Source organism: Rhizobium sp. BK591 (assembly GCF_014195045.1).
Classification (GTDB): Bacteria; Pseudomonadota; Alphaproteobacteria; order Rhizobiales; family Rhizobiaceae; genus Rhizobium; species Rhizobium anhuiense.
Window position 1 is genome coordinate 344,802 of record NZ_JACIAZ010000007.1, and the last position, 26,070, is coordinate 370,871.

21 protein-coding genes, 1 tRNA gene, 1 pseudogene and 1 riboswitch are annotated in these 26,070 nt (G+C 61.7%); of the genes and pseudogenes, 10 read left to right on the forward strand and 13 right to left on the reverse strand.

All coding sequences use genetic code 11. The annotated features are described in order from the left end of the window. Window positions 1-77: 77 nt before the first annotated feature. The gene (locus FHX10_RS28665) at window positions 78-344 is read right to left on the reverse strand and encodes a hypothetical protein (protein ID WP_047616545.1); all 267 of its coding nucleotides are present in this window, start codon (window positions 342-344) and stop codon (window positions 78-80) included. Between the two features lie 213 nt (window positions 345-557). Here FHX10_RS28665 and FHX10_RS28670 point away from each other — a divergent pair, with 213 nt between their 5' ends. The 3 genes from FHX10_RS28670 to FHX10_RS28680 all read left to right on the forward strand — a co-directional run bounded on the left by FHX10_RS28670 (window position 558) and on the right by FHX10_RS28680 (window position 4,515). Then, window positions 558-2,642, forward strand: coding sequence for a putative bifunctional diguanylate cyclase/phosphodiesterase (locus FHX10_RS28670; protein ID WP_183845192.1), 2,085 nt, complete (start codon window positions 558-560; stop codon window positions 2,640-2,642). Window positions 2,643-3,103: 461 nt separating this feature from the next. After that, window positions 3,104-4,303 carry a tRNA 2-thiouridine(34) synthase MnmA gene (gene mnmA, locus FHX10_RS28675; RefSeq protein ID WP_063475365.1) on the forward strand — a complete coding sequence of 400 codons (1,200 nt, stop codon included), beginning with the start codon at window positions 3,104-3,106 and terminating at the stop codon, window positions 4,301-4,303. A 135-nt stretch (window positions 4,304-4,438) separates the two neighbouring features. After that, a tRNA-Met gene (locus FHX10_RS28680) sits at window positions 4,439-4,515 on the forward strand. A 439-nt stretch (window positions 4,516-4,954) separates the two neighbouring features. Here FHX10_RS28680 and FHX10_RS28685 read toward each other — a convergent pair. The 7 genes from FHX10_RS28685 to pobA all read right to left on the reverse strand — a co-directional run bounded on the left by FHX10_RS28685 (window position 4,955) and on the right by pobA (window position 12,142). Beyond that, entirely contained in the window at window positions 4,955-5,788 is an 834-nt protein-coding gene (locus FHX10_RS28685; protein WP_047616551.1) for a VCBS domain-containing protein, read from the reverse strand. A 374-nt stretch (window positions 5,789-6,162) separates the two neighbouring features. Then, entirely contained in the window at window positions 6,163-6,879 is a 717-nt protein-coding gene (locus FHX10_RS28690) for an ABC transporter ATP-binding protein (RefSeq protein ID WP_097595158.1), read from the reverse strand. Beyond that, on the reverse strand, window positions 6,860-7,624 hold the full coding sequence (locus FHX10_RS28695; RefSeq protein ID WP_047616555.1) for an ABC transporter ATP-binding protein: 765 nt from the start codon (window positions 7,622-7,624) through the stop codon (window positions 6,860-6,862). Before FHX10_RS28695 ends, FHX10_RS28690 begins: the two co-directional genes overlap by 20 nt. Beyond that, window positions 7,621-8,625: a branched-chain amino acid ABC transporter permease gene (locus FHX10_RS28700; protein WP_063475367.1), complete on the reverse strand. Its 1,005-nt coding sequence runs from the start codon at window positions 8,623-8,625 to the stop codon at window positions 7,621-7,623. Before FHX10_RS28700 ends, FHX10_RS28695 begins: the two co-directional genes overlap by 4 nt. A 1-nt stretch (window position 8,626) precedes the next feature. After that, on the reverse strand, window positions 8,627-9,490 hold the full coding sequence (locus FHX10_RS28705; RefSeq protein ID WP_063475368.1) for a branched-chain amino acid ABC transporter permease: 864 nt from the start codon (window positions 9,488-9,490) through the stop codon (window positions 8,627-8,629). Between the two features lie 107 nt (window positions 9,491-9,597). After that, window positions 9,598-10,770, reverse strand: coding sequence for an ABC transporter substrate-binding protein (locus FHX10_RS28710; RefSeq protein WP_063475369.1), 1,173 nt, complete (start codon window positions 10,768-10,770; stop codon window positions 9,598-9,600). A 199-nt stretch (window positions 10,771-10,969) separates the two neighbouring features. Next, complete coding sequence (pobA, locus tag FHX10_RS28715) at window positions 10,970-12,142, reverse strand: 4-hydroxybenzoate 3-monooxygenase (protein WP_063475370.1); 1,173 nt, start codon at window positions 12,140-12,142, stop codon at window positions 10,970-10,972. A gap of 117 nt (window positions 12,143-12,259) precedes the next feature. Between pobA and FHX10_RS28720 the strand changes: the two genes are divergently transcribed. Next, window positions 12,260-13,150 carry a helix-turn-helix domain-containing protein gene (locus FHX10_RS28720; protein ID WP_183845193.1) on the forward strand — a complete coding sequence of 297 codons (891 nt, stop codon included), beginning with the start codon at window positions 12,260-12,262 and terminating at the stop codon, window positions 13,148-13,150. A 63-nt stretch (window positions 13,151-13,213) separates the two neighbouring features. On the opposite strand, the gene FHX10_RS28725 is transcribed toward FHX10_RS28720, so the two are convergent. Together FHX10_RS28725 and FHX10_RS28730 are read right to left on the reverse strand one after the other, a co-directional pair. Next, window positions 13,214-15,598 (reverse strand): phosphoketolase, encoded by a 2,385-nt coding sequence (locus tag FHX10_RS28725; protein ID WP_063475382.1) that lies wholly within the window; start codon window positions 15,596-15,598, stop codon window positions 13,214-13,216. Between the two features lie 71 nt (window positions 15,599-15,669). Then, on the reverse strand, window positions 15,670-16,848 hold the full coding sequence (locus tag FHX10_RS28730) for an acetate/propionate family kinase (protein WP_184390640.1): 1,179 nt from the start codon (window positions 16,846-16,848) through the stop codon (window positions 15,670-15,672). Window positions 16,849-16,961: 113 nt separating this feature from the next. On the opposite strand from FHX10_RS28730, the pseudogene FHX10_RS28735 reads away from it, so the two are divergent. Continuing rightward, window positions 16,962-17,174 (forward strand): annotated as a pseudogene (locus FHX10_RS28735) (inorganic phosphate transporter); the annotation flags it as partial. Window positions 17,175-17,183: 9 nt separating this feature from the next. Here FHX10_RS28735 and FHX10_RS28740 read toward each other — a convergent pair. Further along, window positions 17,184-18,755, reverse strand: coding sequence for a putative bifunctional diguanylate cyclase/phosphodiesterase (locus FHX10_RS28740; RefSeq protein ID WP_047616569.1), 1,572 nt, complete (start codon window positions 18,753-18,755; stop codon window positions 17,184-17,186). Between the two features lie 544 nt (window positions 18,756-19,299). Further along, a complete protein-coding gene (locus tag FHX10_RS28745; RefSeq protein ID WP_063475374.1) occupies window positions 19,300-19,854 on the reverse strand; it encodes a histidine phosphatase family protein in 555 nt (184 codons plus the stop codon). An 88-nt stretch (window positions 19,855-19,942) separates the two neighbouring features. Continuing rightward, window positions 19,943-20,085, forward strand: a riboswitch (adenosylcobalamin (AdoCbl) riboswitch). A gap of 13 nt (window positions 20,086-20,098) precedes the next feature. Between FHX10_RS28745 and FHX10_RS28750 the strand changes: the two genes are divergently transcribed. The 3 genes from FHX10_RS28750 (at window position 20,099) to FHX10_RS28760 (ending at window position 21,850) form a co-directional block, all read left to right on the forward strand. Then, window positions 20,099-20,308 carry a CbtB domain-containing protein gene (locus tag FHX10_RS28750; RefSeq protein WP_047616573.1) on the forward strand — a complete coding sequence of 70 codons (210 nt, stop codon included), beginning with the start codon at window positions 20,099-20,101 and terminating at the stop codon, window positions 20,306-20,308. 113 nt (window positions 20,309-20,421) lie between these two features. Beyond that, the gene (locus tag FHX10_RS28755) at window positions 20,422-21,168 is read left to right on the forward strand and encodes a CbtA family protein (protein ID WP_047616574.1); all 747 of its coding nucleotides are present in this window, start codon (window positions 20,422-20,424) and stop codon (window positions 21,166-21,168) included. Between the two features lie 49 nt (window positions 21,169-21,217). Beyond that, window positions 21,218-21,850 (forward strand): hypothetical protein, encoded by a 633-nt coding sequence (locus FHX10_RS28760; RefSeq protein ID WP_063475375.1) that lies wholly within the window; start codon window positions 21,218-21,220, stop codon window positions 21,848-21,850. On the opposite strand, the gene FHX10_RS28765 is transcribed toward FHX10_RS28760, so the two are convergent. Further along, window positions 21,835-22,497, reverse strand: a complete 663-nt coding sequence (locus FHX10_RS28765) for a sulfite oxidase-like oxidoreductase (protein ID WP_097595157.1) — start codon at window positions 22,495-22,497, stop codon at window positions 21,835-21,837. The genes FHX10_RS28760 and FHX10_RS28765 overlap by 16 nt on opposite strands. A gap of 299 nt (window positions 22,498-22,796) precedes the next feature. On the opposite strand from FHX10_RS28765, the gene FHX10_RS28770 reads away from it, so the two are divergent. Together FHX10_RS28770 and FHX10_RS28775 are read left to right on the forward strand one after the other, a co-directional pair. Further along, window positions 22,797-24,590 (forward strand): sensor histidine kinase, encoded by a 1,794-nt coding sequence (locus FHX10_RS28770; RefSeq protein ID WP_280949753.1) that lies wholly within the window; start codon window positions 22,797-22,799, stop codon window positions 24,588-24,590. Next, window positions 24,587-25,921, forward strand: coding sequence for a sigma-54-dependent transcriptional regulator (locus FHX10_RS28775; protein WP_029868281.1), 1,335 nt, complete (start codon window positions 24,587-24,589; stop codon window positions 25,919-25,921). Before FHX10_RS28770 ends, FHX10_RS28775 begins: the two co-directional genes overlap by 4 nt. The last annotated feature ends 149 nt before the right edge of the window (window positions 25,922-26,070 follow it).

Below are 26,070 nucleotides of genomic sequence, written 5' to 3' on the forward strand. Positions count from 1 at the left end.
GATCCGGCAAGAATGACAACAAAAACCCGGCGCGGGAAACGGCGCCGGGTTTTTGTTGTGTCGGAATCGAATGGATCTCAGTGCGGCCGGCGTTTTCGGCGGACGATCTTGCCGAAACGGGCGATATCGTCTTCAGCCTTCGTGCGGTGAAGGAAGGCAAGCCGGCTGCCGTCCAGACCCTCGTAGAATTCGTCCCAGGAAATCTCTTCCTGCGTTTCAGAGGAAAAATCGACGCGAACGGTTTCGCTATCCGCTGCGTTCTTGATACGGGCGGGATGGCCGCCACGCGCCTCGATCCAATGCCTAATCCTGCTGTAATCCGTCGTCGTGCCGAACCTGCCCATGAAACCCTCCTCAGCAATGCGACATCGATGACCCCGAACGCACGATCGACGCAATTGTTCCGGGGCATCCAAATTATTTTATTGAAGATGAGGCAGAGCGCCGTTTGCTCGTTTCACAGGCGGAAGCCTAAAGTTTAGGCCGAGTATGATTCTGATTTTATTTAACTTTTCTCAGTATACCCTGGCATCGGCATCAACCGCGCGTGAATTTCCATGGCCCCTTTGCAGAAGACCGAGCAGATCGAGGCACTGAACGATGACTTCCGGTCATTGTTTGCAACGCACCCATCCCCGATGTGGGTCTATGATCCGGTATCGCTGCGGTTTCTCAGCGTCAACGAAGCGGCGGTAGCCCTTTACGGCTATGGCGCGGACGAATACCGGCGCATGACGGTTCTGGATATCCGCCCCCAGCATGAGCGGGAACGGATGATCGAGGCCGTCAACGGCCGTACCGACATGGAAAAGGCGGAGCGCTGGCTTCATCTCAAGGCGAACGGCGAGACCTTCGAGGTGCTGACCTATGGCCGTGAAGTGCGTTTCGAGGGACGGGCGGCGATCCTGGCAATCGTGCAGGACCGCACCGAGGTCAACGCCGCCAGGCGCCAGATGAGCGATGCACGCTCGCTTCTCGACAGCATCGTCGACAATCTGCCGGTCGGGGTCTTCGTCAAGGACATGGAAGCGGACGGGCTTTACATTCTCTTCAACGAGGCCTGCGGCGACATCGTCGGCATGAAGGCGCGGGATGTGGCCGGCCGAACCGACCGGGCGCTGTTTGCCGCCGGCCAGACAGACGCTTTCCGTGAGCAGGATCGCCGGGCCTTCGAAGCCAAGAGGACGATCAGCTTCGAAGAGACGATGCTGCGTCCCGACGGAGCGCAACGCATCCTGCGCACCGTCAAGCGCGTCCTGCCGGCGCCGGAGGGCCATGCGCCGCGCTATCTGCTTGGCATTTCGCAGGATGTCACGGAGGAGCGTGCCATCGAGGCAAAGCTTGCCCATCTTGCTATGCATGATGCCCTGACCGGCTTACCGAACCGGGCAGCATTTTCTGAACATATCGATAAGCGCGTGGCCGAAGCGACCACAGAGAGCCCGATCGCGCTGCTCTATATCGACATCGATCATTTCAAGCATATCAACGACAGCAAGGGGCATGCCGCCGGCGACGCTCTGCTTTGCCAGGTGTCGGACCGTCTGCTGCAATTGGCGGAGGAGGGCGATCTCGTCGCCCGTCTCGGCGGCGATGAGTTCGCCATCGTGCTCGAACTCGGCGAGCCTGAGCGGGTCGGGCGTTTTGCACAGCGGTTGCTGCAGACGCTTAGCCATGCCTTCGATCTCGACGGCGCCCGGGAGCATGCCACCTGCAGCATCGGCATCGCCTTGGCGCCGGATCATGCCGGCGACGCGGATGTGCTGATGCGCCATGCGGATCTGGCGCTCTATGCCGCCAAGGAGAGCGGGCGCTCGACCTATCGCTTTTACGAGACGGAGATGCGGCTTGCCGCCGAGCGGCGGCATGTGATGACCGCAGAGCTGTGGGAGGCGCTGGAGAAGCGCCGGTTCGAGCTGCATTACCAGCCGATCGTGCAGCTCGACAATGACGGCATCGCCGGCTTCGAGGCGCTGATCCGCTGGCGCCATCCCAAGCGCGGCCTGGTGGCGCCGATGGATTTCATTCCGCTCGCCGAGGAGACCGGCCTCATCGTACCGATCGGCGACTGGGTGATCCGGGAAGCCTGTCGTGCCGCCGCCGGCTGGCCCGCCCATCTGAGGATCGCCGTCAATCTCTCCGTCAGCCAGTTCCGGCATGCGAGCCTGCTTTCGACCGTAGTCGCGGCGCTCAACGAAACGGGGCTGAATGCCGACCGGCTTGAGATCGAAATTACCGAATCCGTCTTCCTGACCGATGCCGATCAAAGCCTGCCGCTGCTGCGGGCACTGAAGGAGCTTGGGATCCGCATCGCCATCGACGATTTCGGTACGGGTTATTCGTCGCTGAGCTATCTCAGGGCTTTCCCCTTCGACAAGATCAAGCTCGATCGCAGCTTCGTTTCAGGCATCGAGACGGATGCCGGCAATCTTGCCATCGTGCGCGCCGTCGTCGGTATCGGTTCCGGTTTCAACGCAACGACGCTGGCCGAGGGGATCGAGACCGAAGAGCAGTTGCAGAAGCTGCGCGCCGAAGGTTTCCGCGAGGTGCAGGGCTATCTGCTTGGCCGGCCGATGCCGCAGCACGAGGCAGAGGTGCTGATCCACGGCCACGCGCTGAAGGCCGCTTCCTCATGCGGGTGACAAACGGCGGTGCTTGCGCGGGAGCTGGGTTCAGCCGTCCGAGGAGCAGGCATGCCGCTTGAGACCATCAAGCATTCGTTATTTTGAGAACGGCGGCCGAACCGGCATAATTCTCGTGGGCTGGAAGGAGGATGTATATGAAACGCTATTCATTCTCGATGATCGGACTGGCGCTCGTGACTGCCATCATCGTCAATCCGGGTATCGCATTCGCCTGCAACAAGCTGATCGGCACCTGAGCCGCACCCCTCGCTTCCGAGGCGCGGTTTCGGCTGCGCCTTCTTTTCCACGCGAATTCGAAACTATCGGGCGTCCGAAGGCCCGCCCCTTGCGTCCAGGGACAATCCTTTCTATATCGGTCCCTCATCGAGAGACGGCGGCCGATCCCGCCGGAGATCAGCAAATCCGCCGCAATTGCAGCGCAAGGGCGGATCGTGACCCAAGCAGAATTGGCATCATCGTTGAACACACTGGATTTTGATAAGAAGCCGGAAGAGACCCGTGTCGTCGTCGCCATGTCGGGCGGCGTCGATTCATCCGTCGTCGCCGGCCTTCTCAAACAGCAGGGTTACGATGTGCTCGGCATCACGCTGCAGCTTTACGATCATGGCGCCGCCGTTCATCGCGCCGGCTCCTGCTGCGCCGGCCAGGATATCGACGATGCGCGCCGCGTCTGCGAAACGCTCGGCATCCCGCATTATGTGCTCGATTACGAAAAGCGTTTTCGCGAGACGGTAATCAATCCCTTCGCCGAAAGCTATGTGGCGGGCGAAACGCCGATCCCCTGCGTGTCCTGCAACCAGACCGTCAAATTCGCCGATCTGCTGGCGACCGCCAAGGAGCTCGGCGCCGATGCGCTGGCGACCGGCCACTATATCCGCTCGGGCCCGAACCCTTCGCCGGAGAATCCCGGCCGCCGCGCGCTGTTCCGCCCGGCCGATGCCGACCGCGACCAGAGCTATTTCCTCTTCGCCACGACGCAGGAACAGATCGACTATCTGCGCTTTCCCTTGGGCGGCCTGCCGAAGGCCGAGACCCGCAGGCTCGCCGAAGAAATGGGCCTCGTCGTCGCCAAGAAGGCCGACAGCCAGGACATCTGCTTCGTGCCGCAGGGCAAATATTCCGACATCATCACCAAGCTGAAGCCGAATGCGGCGCTGGCCGGTGAGATCGTCCATCTCGATGGCCGCGTGCTCGGGACCCATGAGGGTATCCTGCATTTCACCATCGGTCAGCGCCGCGGCATCGGCATCGCCACCGGCGAGCCGCTCTACGTCGTCTTTCTCGACGCCCGTTCGCGCCGCGTCATCGTCGGGCCGAAAGAGGCTCTGGAAACGCACCGCGTCTACCTGCGCGATGTCAACTGGCTGGGCGACGAGACGCTTGCGGAAGCCGCTTCCGGCGACGGCTTTGCCTGCTACGCCAAAGTCCGCTCGACGAGGGCGCCGGCACCTGCCGTGCTGCATGTCGATGCGACCGGCACCTATGTCGACCTGACGGTCGGCGAGGCAGGCATCGCGCCCGGCCAGGCCTGCGCGCTTTATTCCGCCCCCGGCGACAACGCCCGCGTCTTCGGCGGCGGCTTCATCGAGCGCTCCGAGCGCGAACCGTCGGCGGAAGCTTCGCTGAAGGCCCTTTTGGCCGGCCCCGTCGCCGCCTGAAAGCCAGAGGCAACGGCGCCCTATAAAGCCCACCGTTTTTCTCGATCATGCGCTTGACACAAAGCCGAAGCGCACCTTATAAGCCGCTCATCCCACGAACCGGCATCGCTTCGCGAGCGGGTATCGTTGACCAGTGGCGGAGTAGCTCAGTAGGTCAGAGCAGAGGAATCATAATCCTTGTGTCGGGGGTTCAAATCCCTCCTCCGCTACCATCTCCTTATTGCAGAAATAGCGATTTATGCGGCTCGATTTTGAGCCGGTTCCGAAGGCCGTGGTAGCACGTTGGTAGCAGCGCCAGATGTCGCGGCGAGGGGAAACCAGTTGCCCCTGGTCTGCAGCCGCCAACGCCGAGGACAGACCTATCTGTAAAGCGTCAAAAGCAATACAGGCATCTTCGTCGCCCAAAAATGGGATGCGACAGCGATAATAATAGCCCATACGGCAAGCGAGAACATGACCGCCGCTAACCTGATCCCGACTGGCTGCATCAATTCCTCCATCCCAGCATAACCGTGCCTCCTCGCACGATCCTATGCTAGCAAGACGCAACTCGGTCAGCTATCGCAAGATATTGGTATCAAATAGCGACAGCAGAGAGCGCTTGGCGAAGATGCAAAGATGTCGGCGATACGATGCCTTTTTCCCCATCCGTCAAACGATGAAATGGAAGTTGTCGTATTGCGCACCATAATAATCCGGGCCGCTCGTTTCGGTGATCACGGGTTCGGTGTCGAGTATGAGGTAGTCGATCGGGCCGTAGGCGCTGAGATCGATCATTTGCGGGTCATGAATGCTGTCGGCGGTGACGTTGACCGTGACCAAGAATACGGTATCGCCGTTCAACTTGCCTTCGATCGTTAGAACGTTGTCATAGTCCGATGTGCCGTTTGCGACACTGAATTGCTCGATCTGAAAGTCACCGCCATCGGCGGCTTGGATGGGTGTCCAGAACACGCCTCCTCCCAGATAGTGGTTGCCATCCGCTTCCTCCCGCACAGTCGCGTCGTCACCATCGTACCAGGCGCCCCAATCGAAACCTTTATAGCCTGTAGGGAAGTCGTGTTTGCCGACATCCTCGAAGTTAACGAAGACGTCGCCGCGTTCCGGCAGGTCGACCGCGATATTGAGCAGGCCGAAGTCGGTGGCGCCTTTGCCATCCGAGATCTTGAAATTGAACTGGTCGGCGAGTTGATCTCCTGGGCCGAGCGCGGCCACGATCGGGTTGGAGTGATCGAGTTCGTACGTGTAGTTGCCGTTGGAATAGACGGTCAGCGTGCCGTATTTTCCCTCGATTGTCGTCGTCGTGGCGGGTCCATCCGGATCGGCCGGTTGCGGAATTCGCTGTCCATTCACGAAGTTGAGGCGCACCCGATCTCCATCGGCATCGGTGGAACTGGTGTTGTCCAGGATGTTGCCGTCGATCGGGTTGTCGATGTTGAAAATAGGCTGGTACACGTCACCTGCGACCGGCTTGTGGTTTGCCATTTCTATCCCCCCGTTTGATCTGCTGTTCCAGTGTGCAACTTTATCGAGTGTGTTGACAACAGAAATCGATGAAGCATCGGATAAATCAACCGGCTATTGCTCCAGCTTCCAAGTAAAAAAGGCACAATCGACGCAGATTCTGCCTATGATCCAAGCTTTTACGCCTGTCTCGCGCTGCTGCTGCCTTGTCGATCAGAGCATTTCCCGCCTCTTCAGACGATTACCATTTTCGCCGGCACAAGACGTTCCAGGCAGTATAATAGTGGCAGGCCAACGATGACGTCATAATGACGATATACTGGATGAATTCCTCTGTCTGTCCGGCGCAACGGTGAAGACAGGACGAGGGATTGATCGGCCGCTCCGGCCGTGCGTCAATGCAGGCCGCCGACCCCGAGCAGGCTCTCGACAGCCTCGTGATCGCTGGTGAGGCGCTCCGGCGTTCCCGCCCAGGCCAGTCGCCCTCGTTCGAGAATGACGACCTGATCGGCGAAATCGAGCGCGCTCTGGATACGCTGTTCGACCAGGAGGATCGTCATGTCTCCCGTCTTGGCGAGTTCGGCAAAGGCAGCCATCAATTCCTCGCAGATAACGGGGGCGAGGCCCTCCAGCGGTTCGTCGAGCAACAGGACGGAGGGGCGGCCGAGAATGGTGCGGGCCGTCGAGAGCATCTGCTGCTCGCCGCCCGAGAGTTGGCTGCCGAGGTTGCGGCGGCGCTCCTTCAGACGCGGGAACATGGCATAGGCTTCCTCCAGCGCCGTCCTCGGCCGCGTCTTCAAGCCGACGAAAAGGTTCTCTTCGACCGTCAGCGTCGGGAAGACGCAGCGCGTCTGCGGCACATATCCCAGGCCCTTATGCGCCCGTGTCGCGCTGGCTGCCGTGGTGACATCCGAACCGCCGAGGCGGATGCTGCCCTCGTAGCGCTTGGTCTGGCCGGCAAGCGTTGCCAAGAACGTGGTCTTGCCCATGCCGTTGCGGCCGAGCACGGCCAGCCGTGCGCCCGCCGGCACGGAGAGAGAAATGCCTTCGAGCACTCTCGTCGGCCCATATCCCGCCGACAGATTTTCGACCTCAAGCGATATGGCTGGCATTGGCATAGCTCCCGAGATAGGCCTCGCGCACGCGCGCATCCTTGGTGACGTCTTCAGGCAGGCCGTCGAAGATGATTGCGCCTGATGCAAGCACGATGACGCGTTTTGCAAAACGGAAGACGAGGTCCATGTCGTGTTCAATCATCAGCACGGCGAGATCGGCGGGCAGATCGGCAAGCGCCTGCTCGATGCGGCCGGTATCGCTCTGCGGCACGCCGGCTGCCGGCTCGTCGAGCAGCAGCACCTTCGGTCTCAGCGCCAGTGCCACGGCGATCTCGAGAAGCCGCTGCTGGCCATAGGCGATCTCGCTGACCTTGCGATGCATCAGCAAAGCCAATCCGAGCTTTCCCAAGAGATCGTCGACTTCCGCCATGACGTCAGGCATTCGCAGGAAATTTCCGAACATATGGCCGGTCTTTCCGTCGCGTTGGAGGACGGCAAGCCCCACATGCTCGGCTGGCGTCATCTCCTGGAAAAGCCGTGTCACCTGAAAGGAGCGGACAAGGCCGCGCTTGACCCTGCCGATCGCATCGACTTTCGTCACCCTTTCGCCGCCGAGGCGAACCTCGCCGGAATCGGGCGACAGATTGCCGGTCACGAGGTTGACGAAGGTGGTCTTGCCGGCGCCGTTCGGGCCGATCAATGCGATGCGATCGCCTGGCGACATTGCGAGCGATACATCGTTGGTGACGGCAAGGCCGCCGAAGGCTTTCCTGAGATTGGCGACTTCGAAGACGGGGCTCATGAGCGTTGCTCCGTGCGACGTCCAATGAAGGCCGCGGCTGTGCCATAGAGGCCTTTCGGCGCAAAGAGCACGACGGCGATCAGCAGCGCGCCGACCATCGTCAGCCAATGAAAGGGATTGGCGGCCGAGACATAATCTTCAAAGAGCATGAAGATGACAGTGCCGGAGAGCGCGCCGAAGAGAGAACCGGTGCCGCCGAGCACCAGCATGACAAGCGCTTCGGCCGATTGGGTGAAAGACAGGCTGTCCAGGCCGACGACCTGTGTCGAGATCGCATTTAAGGCGCCGCCGACACCGGCAACCGCGCCCGAGATTCCATACATCCTGATGAGAGCGGCCTTAGGCGAAGCGCCCATGGCGCGAACGCGCAGCGGGTCCTGCTTGATGGCGCGGCAGAGCATGCCGAAGGGTGAGCGGACCAGGAACCGCAGCAGCACGAAGACGATCAGCAGCAGCGCCATTCCGAAGAAGAAGGCGGTATGTCCGTAAAGGTCGAATTCGAAGAGGCCGAAGACCGGATCCGGCGCGATGCCGGAAAGCCCATCGCTGCCGCCTGTCCATGACGACGCCTTGTTGGCGAATTCATGGAAGAGGTTGATGAGCGCAATTGACAGCACCAGTTGCGGCAAGCCATGCGCACGCAGGATGATTGCGCCGCAGAAGAGCCCGGCAACCGCGCCGCCTGTTATGCCGGCCAACATCATCAGCAGCGGATCATTGATGCCGTAATGTGCCGACAGGATCCCGGCGGCATAGGCGCCGGAGCCGAAAAGTGCTGCATGGCCGAGCGTTGCGACGCCGCAATAACCGGTCACGAGATCGAGCGACAGGACGAGCAGCGCGATCGTGATCATCCGGGTCAGAAGGGCGAGATTATCGGGGAAGGCGAAATAGCCGAGCGCGGCAATGGCTGCCATGACCGCTATTCCGGCGAGATCCCGGCCGATGGTGCCGCGCCGATGCTGGAGACGTCCGTTTTCGTTGTTGATCACAATTGCCATCTCATTTCGCCCTTCCGGCAAGGCCGCGCGGGAAGACGCAGATGATCGCGATCACGGCGAGATAGAAGAAGAATTCGCCGAATTCAGGCATCAGATACCGCCCGGTCGTATCGATCGCGCCGAGCAACAGGCAGGCGATCAGCGCGCCCGGAATGGAACCCGCGCCGCCGACGGAGACGACGACCAGGAAGGTGACCATATAGCGCAGCGCGTAATAGGGTTCGACCGGTAGGAGTTCGGCGCCGACCACGCCGCCGAACGCGGCAAGCCCGACGGCAACGGCAAAGCTCACCGCATAGATGATCTCGGTGCGCACGCCGAGTGCTGCAGCCATCGCCGCATCATCGACGGAGGCGCGCAGCTTGACGCCGAAGCTCGTCCTGTCGATCGCAAACCAGAGCGCGAGTGCAACGGCCAGGCCACAGAGGATGACAAAGAGCCGGTGAACGGGAATGGTGCGGAAGCCGAGATCGGCTGATCCTTGCAACGCAGCGGGCAGCGGTATGGTCTTCAGCGTCGGCCCCATCAGGTAGTTTGCGATGCCGATGATGCAGAAGGTGAGGCCGATCGTCATCAGCACCTGGGTCAGCTCGGGCGCGCCATAGATCCGGCGGTAGAGGAAGCGCTCGACCGGGATTGCGACGATGATGGTGATCACAACGGCGGCGAGGACCGCCACGGCATAACCAAGGCCGAGGTCGCGGGCGACATAGGAGGCGATATAGCCCCCGATCATCGCGAAGGCGCCGTGAGCGAGGTTGACGACACGCATCAGCCCCATGGTGACGGAAAGGCCAATCGATATCACGAAGAGCACCATGCCGTAGGCAAAGGCATCGACGGCTATGCTGAAGACTGTCTGCATGGAACTACCTTGCTTCGATGCGACGGGCTTGGCGCGCCTTGGCAGCTCCGGAGATCGGAAGCCTGCCCGGCAATCGCCAAACCCGTCGCAAATCAGGATGGCGTAGGTTATTTGGCCGCCGCCAGGCCTGGATCGCCCTGTTTCTCGAAGGTCTGGACTTCCTTGTTGATATAGGTCCCGTCATCGGCTTTGACGACTTCGCGCAGATAGATGTTCTGCGTGATGTGACGGCTTTCCGGATCGATCGAAACCGGGCCGCGTGGGCTTACCCAGGCAAGACCCTTGACCGCATCGACGGCCTTCTCGGCATCCTGCTTGCCGCCCGTCGCCTCGATCATCTTGTAGATCACATACATGCCGTCATAGGCGCTGACCGCGGGGAAGGAGAGTTCGGCCTTGTTGCCGATCGCTTTGGCAGCCGCCTCGACGAAAGCCTTGTTCTCAGGAGAGTCGTGCGACACCGCGTAGTGGAAGGTCGTCTGAATGCCGAGCGCGGCATCGCCCAGCGCCGGCAAGTCGGATTCCTGCGTCAGATCGCCCGGCGCGAAGAACTTGATGCCGGCGGCCTTCAGGCCATTGTCGTTGTACGCCTTGACGAAGCCGAGTGTCGTCGGCCCCGATGGCAGGAAGGCGAAGACGCCCTGCGCGCCGGAATCCTTGATGCGCTGCATGATCGGGCTGAAGTCGTTGGTCGCAAGCGGCATGCGGATTGCCTCGACCACCTGACCGCCGGCCTTTTCGAACCCCGCCTTGAAGGCATTCTCGGCGTCGATACCGGGGCCGTAATCGCTGACGACCGAAATCACCTTTTTGACGCCGGCGTCGAAGGCGACCTTGGCGATCGGCGTCGAGGTCTGCCAGGTGGTGAAGGAGGTGCGGACGACGAGCGGGCTCTTGGTGACGATCGCCGAGGTGGCGGCGTTCATGATGACCATCGGCACGTTGCCCTGCTTCAGGATCGGCGTCACTGCCATGGCATCGGGCGTGAAATAGAAGCCTGTGAGATATTGGACCTTCTCCTTGACGATCAGTTCCTGCGCCAGCGCCTTGGATTGGGCGGGATCGGCCTGCGGTACGTCGCGATAGACGATTTCGACCGTGTCGCTGCCGACCTTGTTGCCGTTGACCGCCATATAGGCGTCGATGCCGGCCTTGAAGTTCTTGCCCTGCAGCGCGAACGGACCGGAGAACGGGCCGATGACGCCGACCTTGATGGTCTCGGCATAGGCGCTCGTGCCTATGGCGATGGCCGCAACGGCGGCCAGAAACAGCTTCTTCATTCTCTCTCTCCCTTTTGGGCGCACTCCCGCGCCGTATCCGCCAACCTCTCAAAATTGAGCGTTAGCTTGTCATGCGAAATGGTGATGTAAAATGAAATAAATCCCGGAATTCATGTTCACACGGTTATGAACGGGAGCGGAAACAATGGACGGCCAGCTCCGTGTTCAACGTGGCTTGCATCCATCGCCAATCTCCCCGTCAGAATGGCAATCCCACATAGTTTTCCGCGAGCACCGTCGAGGCGGCGCGGGAATGGGTGAGATAGTCGAGCTCCGCCTCCTGGATCTTCTGTTCGAAATCACCGGTATCGGGAAAACGGTGCATCATCGTCGTCATCCACCAGGAAAACCGTACGGCCTTCCACACCCGGGCGAGCGCCTTCTGCGAATACGCGTCGATGCCGCTATTCGAGCGTTCGCGGTAATGCTCGATCAGCCCGGAGAAAAGGTAGTGGACGTCGCTGGCGGCAAGGTTCAACCCCTTGGCGCCGGTCGGCGGTACGATATGGGCGGCGTCGCCGACGAGGAAAAGCCGGCCGAAGCGCATCGGTTCGGCGACGAAGGAGCGCAATGGGGCGATGGATTTCTCGAAGGACGGCGCGGTCACCAGTGCCTCGGCGTGATGGGTCGGCAGTCGTCTTCGCAACTCGTCCCAGAAGCGATCGTCGCTCCAGTCCTCGATCTTCTCGTCGAGCGCGCATTGGATATAGTAGCGGCTGCGCGTGGCCGAGCGCATCGAACAGAGCGCAAAGCCCGTGGGATGGTTGGCGTAGATCAGTTCATGGCTCACCGGCGCCACATCGGCCAGGACGCCCAGCCAGCCGAAAGGGTAGACCTTCTCGAAACTCCTGATCGCCTTTTCTGGGATGGCCTTGCGGCTGACGCCGTGAAAGCCGTCGCAGCCGGCGATGAAATCGCAATCGATGCGTTGTGTTGCGCCGTCCTTGGTGTAGGTGACGAAAGGAGAATGGCCGTCGAAGTCATGCGGCGTGACATTGACGGCATCGTAGATCGATAGGGAGCCGCTCGCTTCGCGCCGCTCCATGAGATCGCGCGTCACTTCGGTCTGTCCGTAAACGGTGACACGCCTGCCGCCGGTCAATTCGTGCAGGTCGATACGATGGTCACGTCCGTCGAAGGCCAGTGAGAAACCGTCATGCGGCAGGCCCTCGGCATGCAGCCGCGCACCCGCTTTGGCCTGGTCCAGCAGCCCGACGGTGCCTTCCTCCAGAACACCGGCGCGAACCCGCCCAAGGATGTATTCCTTGTTCACACGATCGAGAACGACATTGTCGATACCGGCTTCCGCGAGAAGCTGACCGAGCAGCAGGCCGGACGGTCCCGAACCGATGATGGTGACCTGGGTTCGCAAATGCTTCCTCCCTGCACTTTTGCGTTTTGCCAGATTCTGCCGTGCCGCTCTCGCCGCAGCAATGGACATCTCCGCCTAAAAATTGCACTAATCGAACATTGGTGCGGGAGGAGCCCCATGAGCAAACATGTTCCGACCTACGAACTTTACGGCGAAAATACCGGGCGAGGGCCGGATTTTTGGTTGCATTGCGAAACAATTCGCTCCCGCAGCAGCCTGCATCAATGGGAAATTCGCCCGCACCGCCACGAAAGCTTCTTTCAGATATTGTACATCGAAGGCGGTTCCGGCGATGCGATCTTCGGCGAAAAGAGCCATGCCATCCTGCCGCCGGCAGTCATCACGGTCCCGCCTGGGCTCAATCACGGCTTTCGTTTTTCACGCGACATCGACGGCTTGGTGATCACCCTATTGAGATCCCATCTCAGCCATCCGCTTGGCGAGCGAAGCCAGCTCGGCGAATGGCTGGCGACACCGCATCTGACGCTACTCGATCCTGAGGATGCCGAGGCAGCCTATGTGATGCAGACGTTGAGGCGGCTGGGCGACGAATTCGAAAACCGGCGCAGCGGCCGCAACGAGGTGTTGGCGGCCTATGTCGGCTTGGTGCTCAGGCTGACTGCGAGGATTTCCCATCAAGGAAACATGCACGAGCTCCCGCCCGACGAGAACGAGCGGCGGCTGGAAATGCTGAACGAGCTCATTCAACGCCATTTCCGATCGCACAAGCCCGCGTCCTTCTACGCCAGGGAGCTTGGAGTTTCGCCGACGCATCTTACCCGTATCGTCCGGTCGATGACCGGCAACACCCCCCATGAATTGCTCGCCGGCAAACTCATCGAAGAGGCGAAACGCCAGCTCGTTTTCACACTTGGCAGCGTCCAGCAGATCGGGTTTCGGCTCGGCTTTGCCGATCCGGCCTATTTCTCGCGTTTTTTTCTCAAATATACCGGCGAAACGCCGCGGGTCTGGCGCATCAAGGAAAAGGGTCGGCTTGAAGGCGCGTGACGTGTCGCGCCCGACGGATGATCTCTGCGGGCCGGTTCGCTGCGGTCCTGTTTGGTTTTCGCTTCACGCCGCTGGCCACGTCCAGTTCCGCACCTCCGGCATGTCCTCGCCATGCTCGCGGACATAGGCGTGATGCTCCGCAAGTTTGCCGCGGAAGGCGGCGAGCGCTTCGCCTGCCTTTTCTTTCAGGCCGGGTACACGCTCGATCGCTTCGATGGCGAGATGGAAGCGGTCGAGTTCGTTGAGGACGGTCATATCGAAGGGCGTCGTCGTCGTGCCCTCCTCGATGAAGCCGCGGACATGGATGTTGCGGTGGTTGGTGCGCTTATAGGTCAGGCGGTGAATGAGATAGGGATAGCCGTGATAGGCGAAAATGACAGGCTTGTCTGATGTGAAGATCGCGTCGAAGGCCCCGTCGGTCAGGCCGTGCGGATGTTGATCGCTGGATTGCAGCGCCAGGAGGTCGACGACGTTGACGGTGCGGATCTTCAGCTCCGGAATGGCCTTGCGCAGAAGATCGACGGCAGCCAGCGTCTCCATGGTCGGCACGTCGCCGGCGCAGGCCATGACGAGATCGGGCAGGATCGTGTCGTCCTCGTTGCTCGCCCAGTGCCAGATGCCGATGCCGGCCTCGCAATGTTTCACCGCCTCGTCCATCGACAGCCATTGCGGCTCCGGCTGCTTGCCGGCGACGATGACGTTGATGCGGTCATAGGTGCGCAGGCAATGGTCGCCGACCCAGAGCAGGGTATTGGCATCCGGCGGCAGATAGATGCGGACGATATCGGCCTTCTTGTTGGCGACGAGGTCGACGAAGCCGGGATCCTGGTGGCTGAAGCCGTTGTGGTCCTGGCGCCAGACATGGGAGGTCAGCAGGTAGTTGAGCGACGAGATCGGCTTTCTCCATTCGAGTTCGCGCGTCACCTTCAGCCATTTGGCGTGCTGGTTGAACATGGAATCGATAATGTGGATGAAGGCTTCGTAGCACGAGAACAGGCCGTGCCGGCCGGTCAGCAGATAGCCTTCAAGCCAGCCCTGGCAGAGATGTTCGCTCAGCACCTCCATGACACGGCCGTCGCGGGAGAGGTGGATGTCGTAGGGTTCGATATCCTCCATCCAGACACGGTCGGTGACTTCGAAGACGCTGCCGAGACGGTTTGATTCCGTTTCGTCAGGACCGAAGATACGGAAGTTGGCGGCCTCCGCATTGCGCTTCATCGTGTCGCGCAGATAATGGCCGAGGATTTCCGTCGACTGCACCATGGCGCTGCCGCGCTTGCCGATCTCGACCGCATAGGCGCTGATATCGGGAACATCGAGCTCCTTGCGCAGCAATCCGCCATTGGCGTGCGGATTGGCGCCCATGCGGCGTTCGCCGGCCGGTGCCAGCGCCCGCAGTTCCGGTTTCAGCCGGCCGTCGGCGCCGAACAGGTCTTCCGGATCATAGCCGCGCATCCAGTCCTCGAGGATCTTGCGATGGCCGTCATTCTCGCGGCAGTTGGAGACCGGCACCTGGTGGGAGCGCCAGAAGCCTTCGACCTTCTTGCCGTCAACCTCCTTCGGTCCTGTCCAGCCCTTCGGGCTGCGCAGCACGATCATCGGCCAGCGCGGGCAGATATCGGGCGCCTTGCCATTGCGTGCTTCCTCCTGGATTTCGCGAATGCGATCGAAGACCCTGTCGAAGGTTGCGGCCATCTGCTGGTGCATGTCGCGCGGTTCGTGACCCTCGACGAAGAAGGGCTCGTAGCCATAGCCTTCAAAGAGGCTCTGCAAATCCTCGTGACTGGCGCGGCCAAGAATGGTCGGATTGGCGATCTTGTAGCCGTTCAGATGCAGGATCGGCAGCACGGCGCCATCGCGGGCTGGGTTCAGAAACTTGTTGGAATGCCAGCTCGCCGCCAGCGGCCCGGTTTCGGCCTCGCCGTCGCCGACGACGCAGGCGACGATCAGATCGGGATTGTCGAAGGCGGCGCCATAGGCATGGACGAGGGCGTAGCCGAGCTCGCCGCCCTCGTGGATCGAGCCCGGTGTTTCGGGTGCGGCGTGGCTCGGAATGCCGCCAGGAAAGGAGAATTGCCGGAAGAGCTTGCGCATGCCCTCCGTATCCTCGGAAATATCGGGATAGATTTCACTGTAGATGCCTTCGAGATAGGTGTTGGCGACCATGCCCGGCCCGCCATGGCCGGGGCCACACATGTAGATGATATCGAGGTCGCGAGCGCGGATGAGACGGTTCAGATGCGCATAGATGAAGTTGAGGCCGGGTGTCGTGCCCCAATGGCCGAGCAAGCGGGGTTTGATGTGCTCCGGTTTCAGCGGCTCGCGCAGCAGCGGATTGGCGAGCAGATAGATCTGACCGACCGAGAGATAGTTGGCGGCGCGCCAATAGCGGTCGATCAGGGCGAGTTCGGCATCGGTCAGGGCGGCGGTCGAGACATGCTTTTCCATGGATTTCTCCCGTTCGAAAACGTGTTCAACGTCAATTCTATCGGCCGGCGTCAGCCTGTTATTGATCTGGATCATCCACCACGAAGAAGGGTCAGCGCCTCGTCGGCGATGACCTGCTCCTCATCGGTGGCGATGACATGAGCGGCGATGCGGCTTTCCCCAGTGCTGATCGTGAAATCATTGGCGGCATTGGCCTTTTCGTCGATCGCAAGGCCAAGCCAGGACAGCCGCTTGGCAACGCCGGCGCGGATCGCCGGTTGATGTTCGCCGATACCGGCGGTGAAGACGATGGCGTCAAGGCCGCCGAGTGTCGCCGCCATGCGGCCGATCTCGCCGGCGATGCGCAACGTAAAGAGGTCGATCGCCTGACGCGCCTCCGGCCGTCCATCCTTCAGCAGATCGCGCGTATCGGCGCTGATGCCGGAGACGCCGAGCAGGCCGGAGCGGTGATAGAGCAGGTCTTCGATCGCCTCGAAGGACTGTTTTCTCTCTCCGGCCAGATGCAGGATGACGCCGGGATCGAGCGGGCCTGGGCGTGTCGCCATCGGGATGCCGTCGAGCGTCGAAAAGCCCATGCTGCAATCGCGGCTGACGCCGCCGTCCAGCGCGCAGAGGCTGGCGCCGCTGCCGAGATGGGCGACGACGGTCTTTGCCGCGCGTGGCGCCTTGCGGGCAAGCTCGCCGGCGATGAATTTATAGGAGAGGCCGTGGAAGCCGTAGCGCTTGACGCCCTCGTCATGCAGCGCACGGGGAATGGCGAAGCGGCGAACGAGATCGTCCTGCGTGGCATGGAAGGCGGTGTCGAAGGAGGCCGTCTGGGTGAGATGCGGCTTCAGATGCCGGAGCGCGCGGATGAAACGCAGCGCCTGCGGCTGGTGCAGGGGCGCAAGCGGGGTCAGCGCATCGATCGCATCGATTGCTGCGTCGTCGAGGGCGATCACCTTCGTGAAGCGATCGCCGCCATGGACGACGCGGTGGCCGGCGGCGCGTGTGGCGGTCGTGTCGAAATGGTCGACGAGATGCGCCAAGGTCTCGTCGATAACGCCGTGCAGGTCTTCCGTCATTTCGGCCTTCAATGGCATCTCGAATGTCTGCGATCCCCTGGTCAGGCCGAGCGAGAGCGGTTCGGCGCGGAAATCGATCACGCCCTTGCCGAGGCGTCGCGCCGCATCACCCTCCATCGTAAAAATGCCGATCTTGACGGTCGAGGAACCGGCATTGAAGGTCAGGAGGAGGTCGGTCGATGACATTCTCAGACTCCGCGCGGGCGTGACGATAGCTGAACTTAGCGTCGGGCCTCCTGACGGAAAGGGAATATTCGGGCCTCCACGTGTTTTTGCCGCCGCGCGGCAGCCGAAGTCGTGCGATGGTCACCATCGCTTCGGCCGATGATCTCGGCCTGCCGGTCTCGACCACACGTGTGCTGTCGTCAGGCGTCGCCGGCACCATGGCGGCGAACGGTTCCGGCCTGCAATGGTCGACCGTGCGCAACATGCTGATGGCTTGGGTGCTGACGCTGCCGGCCTCGATTGCGATCGCCTTCCTGCTCTTCGTGATCCTGCGCCAGGTGTTTTAAGACGTCCCGTCAGGCCGTCGAGGCCAGACTGGCATTGCGATCGCTGATGAAGATGCCCGCCTCGGCGGCGGGCATCGCCTTGCCGAAGAGATAGCCCTGGCCGATGTCGCAGCCGAGCTGCAGCAGGAAGGCGAGCTGCCCATGCTCCTCGACGCCTTCCGCGGTCGTCTTGATGTTGAGGCTCCGGCCGAGGCCGAGCATGGCGCGGACGATCTTTTCCTGGCGTTCGTCGTCGCGATAGGTGGCGATGAAGCTTTTGTCGATCTTGATCTTGTCGAAACGATAGCGGGCGAGCTGGGCGAGGCTCGAATAGCCGGTGCCGAAATCGTCGAGCGCGATCTGGATGCCGGCCGCATGCAGTTCGTCGAGAATGACGGCGGCGATGGCGGGATCCTGGATCAGCGCGTTTTCGGTGATCTCCACTTCCAGGCGCTGCGGCGGCAACCGGCTTGCCGAAAGCACCTTGAGGATGCGGGAGGTCAGCAGCCTGTCTTCCATCTGCACCGGCGAGACGTTGAAAGACAACATCACATGCTCCGGCCAGGTGAGTGCGTCGCTGCAGGCCTGGGCGAGAAGATCCTCGAACAATGCAGTGATCATGCCGGTTTCCTCGGCGATGCCGATGAAAACAGGCGGCGGGATGTTGACGCCATCGTCGCCGATCCAGCGCGCCAGCGCCTCGAAGCCGCAGAGCTGGCCGGTCTTCAGATCGATCAGCGGCTGGTAGAAGGGTTTGATCGCCTTGTTGGAGATCGCGGCGCGCAGCCTGGTTTCCAGTGCGGCGCGTTCGGTCACCTTGTCCTGCATCGAAGGTTCGAAGACGAAATAGTGGTTCGGTCCGCGTGATTTCGCCTCATACATGGCGAGGTCGGCACGGTGGGCGGCGTCTTCCAGTGGTTCGGCTCCCTCGGCCCAGCGGTCGTAGCCGACGCTGGCGCCGACCTCGACGGCAAAGCCATCGATATGGATCGGCCGGGTGACCGCCTGGATCAGCAGCTTGGCAAAACGCTCCTCGCGCTGCGCCGTCAGGGCGAAGGCGACGACGATGAATTCGTCGCCGCCGAAGCGATAGACGCAATCGGCATTGCCGAGTGCACAGATGCGTCTGGCAACCTCGATCAACAGGACGTCGCCGCCCTTGTGGCCCACGAGATCGTTGACTTTCTTGAAGCCGTCGAGGTCGACGGAGAAGAGAGTGACGTTGCGATCCCACTCCTCGATCTCGGCCTCATCGTCCTTGATCGGCCGCGAGAGGATCTTGCGCTCGAAGGCGTAGCGGTTCGGCAGTTTGGTGAGATGGTCGTGGGTTGCGGTCCAATCGGCCTTTGCCTGGGCGGTGGCGCGCAGTTCCGTTTCCTTGCGCAGGTCGGCTATGCGCAGCACCGAATAGATGAAGCTCATGGCGCCGGCGATGCCGAGCGCCAGAACGAGCTTGTCGGCGCCGTACTCGCCGAAACCGGTCATGAAGTAGACAAGGCTGTCGTCAAGCTGCAACAGGGTGCAGAGGAGCCAGAGAGTAATCCCGAACCCGACGATCGAAACACATTGCCTTCCGGCCCTGCTCTGGAAAAATACCGGCACTGCGCCTTCTCCATCTCCACCCTTCGCGGAAGTAGCACGAAAGTCTGAAATGTTCGTTGAAACCAGAAGGCGAATTATCCGAGGCTTCAGCCTCCTGATGTGCCGTCGAGGGACCGTTGGCGCCAGAGGAAAACGCCGAGCGAGCCCTCTTCGTGGTTGGCAGAATGGCAGGTGCGGAAAAAACGAAGGCGAGCGTGCCATGGCATCGCTCGCCCTTTTTCGTGCTTCAGGCGGTGACGATCAGCAGCGGGACGCTGACGATGAGACCGACCAGAACTGTGACTGTGGCGACACGCATCAAACGCAGGCGCCGCGTGCGCTCCCCACTCCAATCATATGTCATTCTTCCATCTCCTTGGGATAAGGAAGTAGTCCCCGCGAAACCGGGTTCAACAGAGATGACGCGATTTGCTTGTGTAAGGCTGGATATGATCAGGACTCGCTAAAGCATCGGTCCGAAAATCGGAATCGATTTTCGGACAGCGCGATGCGAGGATTGAAAGTGTCCGAGCGTCCTTGTGCGTCCGAAAGGACGCACGGCGCTCTAATGCTGGAAGCGCAGAGACCAGCGTCGTCCATTGCTGGTCATGCGAATGACGGCGAGCGGCTCGATGTCGCTCAGCCAGAAAGAGGAGAGCGGCGCCTGAAGCACATGGGCGACCGCCGCCCGGATGACGGCTGCGTGACTGACGGCGATCACATGGCCGCCGAGGGCGGATTCGCTCTCCATCCAGTCGGCGACGCGTGTTCTCAAATCAAGAAGGCTCTCGCCGCCATGCGGGGCCGCTTCCGGATCGCTCATCCAGGCCATGAGGCTCTCAGGCTCTTCCGCCTCTATCGCGGCGATCGATCTGCCGGCCCAGCGGCCATGGTCGCAGTCGCGAAGCGCCGGATCGATCCGGGCTTGGAGGCGGAGCGCGTCAACAGTCTGGCGGGCGCGCAAAGCGGGGCTCGTGGCAACGCGATCGGCGCGGGGCAGGGCGGCCATCCTGTCGGCTTCTTCCGCCGCCTTGCCTTCCAGCGGTTCGTCGAGCGGGAACAGGGCCTTGCGGCTCGCCATCGTCGCGCCGTGGCAGATCCAGGTGAGGCGCGTATTCACGGTCGTTCTGATCTCCCGGAGTGCGGCTGTAGCGGCGCAGGACGGCCCTTGGCCGGCTTGTGAAGTTTCGTTGACAGTCTCTTCGGCGTGCAGATATAACCGTGCTGTTGCGGGTTTGGAAGCCGGTGGAAATCCGGCGCGGTCGCGCCACTGTGACCAGCGTGTCGAAAGCTCTTCGCGCTGGAAGTCAGACCCTACTGCACAAGCACTCTTTCGACTGAACGCGTCATTCCCGGAGGAATACATGTCTGACACCACTTTTGCGCCCGTCGCGGCACCGGCGCCGATCCCCCTGGGAGAGATCCTGCCATGGGCGATCTTCGGTGGCCTGCTGATGCTCATCGTTCTCTATTTTGTCGGCACCGAGGAAGGCGCGATGGCGCTGTTCAACGGGATGTATGTGCACGAATTCGTGCATGACGGCCGTCATCTCCTCGGCTTTCCCTGCCACTAAAGCGCGTCGCGATCTTTCAGATTCGCGCCTCACTTTAGGTCTTTGTTTTCGCATGTCGTTATCGCAAAATCGCTGCACACTTTTGCGCGACATGCTTTAGGGGAGTTCCTGACATGGTTGGAAATCTTCTGCTTCGCGGCATGCTCGCGGGCCTGATTGCTGGCATCCTCGTTTTCGCTTTTGCGCATATCTTCGGCGAGCCGCTGGTCGATGCGGCGATCGCCTTCGAGGAGGCGAGTGCCCAGGCGGCCGGTGAAGCTGCCGAACCTGAAATCGTCAGCCGCGCCACGCAGGCCGGTCTCGGCCTTTTCACCGGCGTCATGGCCTACAGCGTTGCCGTTGGCGGGCTCTTCGCTCTCGCCTTCGCTTTCGTGCACGGCCGTTTCAGCAGCCTTTCGGCGCGCGGCACCTCGGCCGTCATCGCCATTGCCGCCTTCGTGGCGATCGTCCTCGTTCCCGGTATCAAGTATCCGGCCAACCCGCCGGCGGTCGGCAATCCCGATACGATCGGCGTCAGGACCGAACTGTTCTTCCTGATGATCGTCGTCTCGCTCGCCGCGCTGATTGCCGCGGTGGCGCTGTCGCGCCGCCTCGCGGGGCGTTTCGGTCTCTGGAATGGCGCGATCATCGCCGGAATCGCTTATCTCGTCTTCATCGGCGTCGTGCTCTATCTGCTGCCGCCGATCAACGAGGTGCCGGAGAACTTCTCGGCGATGGTCCTCTGGCGGTTCCGCACGACTTCGCTCGGCATGCATGTGATCCTCTGGACAACCTTGGGCCTTGCCTTCGGAGTGCTGGCGGAAAAGCGGCTTGCCGTTAAGGACGGGCAACGCGGCCGGCCGGCAACGGCATTTCACTGAACGCATCGAAGGGCGCCGCTTGCCGGCGCCCTGAACTTTTCGGGCGGCCATGACAAGCAGCAGAACCATACCACTCGTGTCGACGGCGTTTGCCACCGCCGTCTTTTTTTGTGTGGTTGCTGGAAGCGCTCTTGCCCATAGCCCTAGCGGCGGCGGCAGCCATACCGGACTGGATATTCCGGAAATTTCCCATGGCGAGATGGCGGTGATTGCAGACTATCGCAGTGGGATCATCGACCTTGCTTCCCGTGCCGTCGATACCAACGAGCCGTTCCGCCGCGTCCTGAACTATGCCGAGATCCAGTATTCCTATTGTCTCTGGGGCCGGGTGCCGGGCAGCGTGACGGACGAGGAAAGCCCGTTCAACGAATGCGCCCATGCCTATCTCGCGGCGGCCAAGGCGGTCTTGCTGTCGATGCGCGAGATGCCGCAAGAGAGGGCTGCCGCGAATGAAATCATTTCCGCCGTCGACGCCGACATGACGCGGCGCGGCCTTGCGCTCGTCACCTGCCGGTTCAGCGGCGAGGCCTTCAACACCGCCGATGTCATCAAGCCACACTGGGGCAAGGTGCCACTTCATCCAGCCAGCATGGCGTCGCTGACCGGGCTCGCTGCATTGTTCGGCCTTGGTTTTTTTTGGCTTCGCCACTTCCTGCGGCCGAAGGCTCAATCGTCGGAATAGCGCTGCTCGCGCCATGGATCGCCGTAGATATGGTAGCCGTTCTTTTCCCAGAAGCCAGCCTCGTCGTCGGGCATCAGCTCGATGCGGCGCAGCCATTTGGCGCTTTTCCAGAAATAAAGATGCGGCACGACCAGGCGCATCGGGCCGCCGTGATCCGGCGTCAGCGGCAGGCCTTCCCAGGCGGTAGCAAGGATCGCGTCCTCGGCGGCGAAATCAGCGAGCGGCAGGTTGGTGGTATAGCCGTCATAACTGGTCAGCATGACGTAACCGGCTTCGGGCTTCGGCGTGGCGAGGTCGAGCAGATCACGCGTCGAGACGCCCTTCCATTTGTTGTCGTAGCGCGACCATGTGGTGACGCAGTGGATATCGCTCACCCCAGTGCTCTGCTCGATCGCCTGGAAGGCGGTCCAGGTGAGGGTGAGCGGTGTTTCGACGAGGCCGCGCACGTCGAGCCGCCACGTATCCGTCGAGACAACAGGCTGCTGGCCGAGATCGAGCACCGGCCAGTTCTTGACGAGGTGCTGGCCGGGCGGCAGACGCTCGGTTTCAGGTCGGCTGATGCGGCCAGTCAGGAACTTGCCCTCGGCCGCCCAGCGGCGCTTGGATGTGGTGAGCTTGCTGTCGGCGGGTGTCTGATCGTCGCTCATGATGGGCTTCCTTGCGATGCGGCAATAGGATATCCGAGGTCGTTAAGTGTCAAGTTTCGGCTGGCCCTTGGAAAACCTTGCCAGGGTTGTTAGAGCGTCCTTTGTGCATCCTTTCGGACGCACAAAGGACGCTCTAACATTTTGAATCTACGCATCGTGCTTTCCGAAAATCGATTCCGATTTTCGGGCCGATGCGCTAGACTTGAGGGCGTCGGGTATGCCTCGCTGGGGAGTGGAGGCAGAAAGGGGAGGAGCCGGATCTGTCTTCGAGGTATCGTGCGATAGCGGCGTTGCTCGTCGTGCCGCTGATCATCTTCGCCTTCTTCACTTATGGAAGCGCGATTGCGACACGCGCTTATATGGGGGAAGCCTCGGCGCAGGCAGGAACGGCGCTGCGCCTTGCCGTGTCGGCGCTCAGCGGCCACCTCAACCGCTACGAGGCGCTGCCGGCGCTGATTGCCGATCACGACGACATCAAGGAACTGGTGAGCGCGCCTGAGGATGCGGCGCTACGCGATGCCGCCAATCTCTATCTCAAGGAGATCAACGGGCTGCTGAAATCCTCCGACATCTATGTGGTCAAACCGGATGGCGAGACGATCGCGGCGAGCAATTACGACGGACCGGGAAGCTTCGTCGGACAGAATTTCAGCTACCGGCCCTATTTTCAGGATGCGATCGCAGGCCGGCAGGCAAGGTTCTACGCGCTCGGCACCACCTCGCTGAAGCGCGGCTATTATTTTGCCGCGCCGATCCGGACCGGCGCGGATATTCGGGGCGTCATCGTTTTCAAAGTCGATATCGACATGATCGAATCCTCCTGGGGCGGCGGCGAATACAAGATCTTCGTCTCCGATCCGGAGGGCATCATCTTCATGTCCGGCAGCCCCGAATGGCTCTATGGCGCTATCCTGCCGCTGACGGCCGATCGCATCGCACGCACGGAAGCGTCGCGGCGGTATGCCAATGCCAGGCTGACGGCGTTGCCGGTGACGCGTCAGCGCTTCGAGCCGCATGAGTTGATGACGCTCGCCGGCGAGCGCGGCTCGAGCGAATATCTGGTGCTCTCGCACTACATGCCGGCCGAGGACTGGACCGTGAACGTGCTGATGGAGACGAGTTCCATCCGCGCCCAGGCGCGCACCGCGCTTGCGGCGGTCTTTCTCATCCTCTGCATTGCCGGGCTCGCGGTCGCGGTCATTCGCCAGCGGCGGGCGCGGCTTGCCGAGCGCATGCAGATGCAGGCCGACGCCCGCAACGAGCTGGAGCGGCGCGTCGAGGAACGCACAGCCGATCTTGCCCGCGTCAACAGCCGCATTGAAGAAGAGATCGCCGAGCGGCGCCTGACCGAGCAACAACTCCGCCAGACACAGGCCGATCTGATCCAGGCCGGAAAGCTCGCCGGCCTCGGACAGATGTCGGCCGCTCTTTCGCACGAGTTCAACCAGCCGCTCGCCGCGGCGAAGACCTATACGGACAGCGCCTCCGTTCTCATCGATCGGGGCCGGACGGAGGAGGCGCGGGACAATATCCGGCGTATCGGCGGGCTCATTGACCGCATGGCCGCGATCAGCCGGCACCTGCGCAACTTCGCCCGCAAACCGAACGAGAAGCTCGGCTCGGTTTCTCTCGACGAGGCGATGCATGACACGCTCGAGATCATCGCCTGGCGGCTGAAGGCGGCGGATGCCGAACTCCTGCTCGATCTAGGCCCACGTCCACCCGTCGTGCGCGCCGGTTCGGTGCGTCTGCAACAGGTGCTGGTGAACGTGATCTCGAATGCGGCCGATGCGGTGGAAGGGCTGGACGACAGGCGCATCGAGGTTTCGGCCTTCGAGGAGGCCGGCAAAGTGGTGCTGACGGTGCGGGATCACGGGCCGGGCGTGCCGGCGGCGATTGCCCAGCGTATCTTCGATCCCTTCTTCACGACGAAGGGCGTCGGCAAGGGGCTCGGCCTCGGGCTTTCGATCTCCTACAACATCATCAAGGATTTTGGCGGCAGCCTTGAGGCGGCCAATCATCCCGAAGGGGGCGCGGTGTTCCGCATCGAGCTGCAGTCGGCGGCAGGGCTGATGCCGGAGGCGGCGGAATGAACGATGCGAAGATCCTGCTGGTTGACGACGAGGAGGAATTGCGCCGCTCGACGGCGCAGGCGTTGGAGCTCTCCGGCTTCAGCGTCGAGACCTTTTCGAACGGCGACCACGTGCTGGAGCTGATCGGCTACAGCTTTCCCGGTGTCGTCGTCAGCGACATCCGCATGCCCGGCATGGACGGCATGACGCTGATGCAGAAGATCCGCGAGCTCGATCCAGAGGTGCCGGTCATTCTTGTCACCGGCCACGGCGACGTGCAGCTCGCGGTGAAGGCGATGCGCGAAGGCGCCTATGATTTCATCGAGAAGCCGTTCACGCCCGAAATGCTTGCCGGCGTCATCCGCCGGGCGATGGAGCGGCGCGGCCTCGTGCTCGAAAACCGGCTGCTGAAAGCGGTCGCCGGCAAACGCGACGATATCGAGGCGCGGCTGCCGGGGCGCACGCAGGTGATGGTGGATTTGCGCTACCGTATCCGGGCGATCGGGGCGAGCGATGCCGATACGCTTATCGTCGGCGAAACGGGAGCCGGCAAGGAAGTGGTGGCCCGGGCGCTCCACGATATCAGCGCCCGGGCAAGCCGGCCGTTCATCGCGATCAATTGCGCCGCACTGCCGGCAAACCTGATCGAGAGCGAACTCTTCGGCCATGAGGTGGGGGCCTTTCCGGGCGCGGTGAGGCCGCGCTACGGAAAATTCGAACACGGGCGCGGCGGCACGATCCTGCTCGACGAGATCGGCTCCATGCCCTTCGACCTGCAGGCCAAGTTCCTGCGGGTACTGCAGGAGCGGGTGATCTCGCGGCTCGGATCGAACGAAGTGGTGGCGCTCGACGTGCGGTTCATCGCCACAAGCAAGGTCGATCTGGAGGCGGAGGTGGCAGCCGGGCGCTTCCGCGCCGACCTCTTCTATCGGCTGAACGTTGCGACGCTGCACGTGCCGTCGCTGTCGCAGCGGCGGGCGGACGTTCCGCTGCTTTTCCTGCAACTGGTGCGGGAGGCGGCGGCCCGCTACGGCCGCGACGAGATGCCCGTGCCGCCGGAGGTGATCTCCGACATTGCCCAACGCGACTGGCCCGGCAATGTGCGTGAATTGAGGAACGCCGCCGACCGGCTGGTCCTCGGTCTCGACAATGGCGGGCGGCAGGCCGAGGAGGCGACGGGGCTTGCGGAACGCGTCGCTGAATTCGAGCGAGGGGTGATTGCAACCGCGCTGGTGGCGCATGGCGGCAGCCTCAAGGCGGTCTATGAGTCACTCGGCATTTCCCGCAAGACCCTCTATGAAAAGATGCAGAAATACGGTCTCGACAAGCGGATGATGATTATCGAAAGCTGACTGCTTTCGGAAAATGCCTGTTTTCCGAGTGACGATTCCGGCTGTGGCCGCGCACTCTTTCCAATCTCAAGTCGATTATCCTCCGGTGCGATGGGTGGATTTCCACCCATCGCACCGGCCGTTTGTTTCCGAATCGACCCATGCTGCAT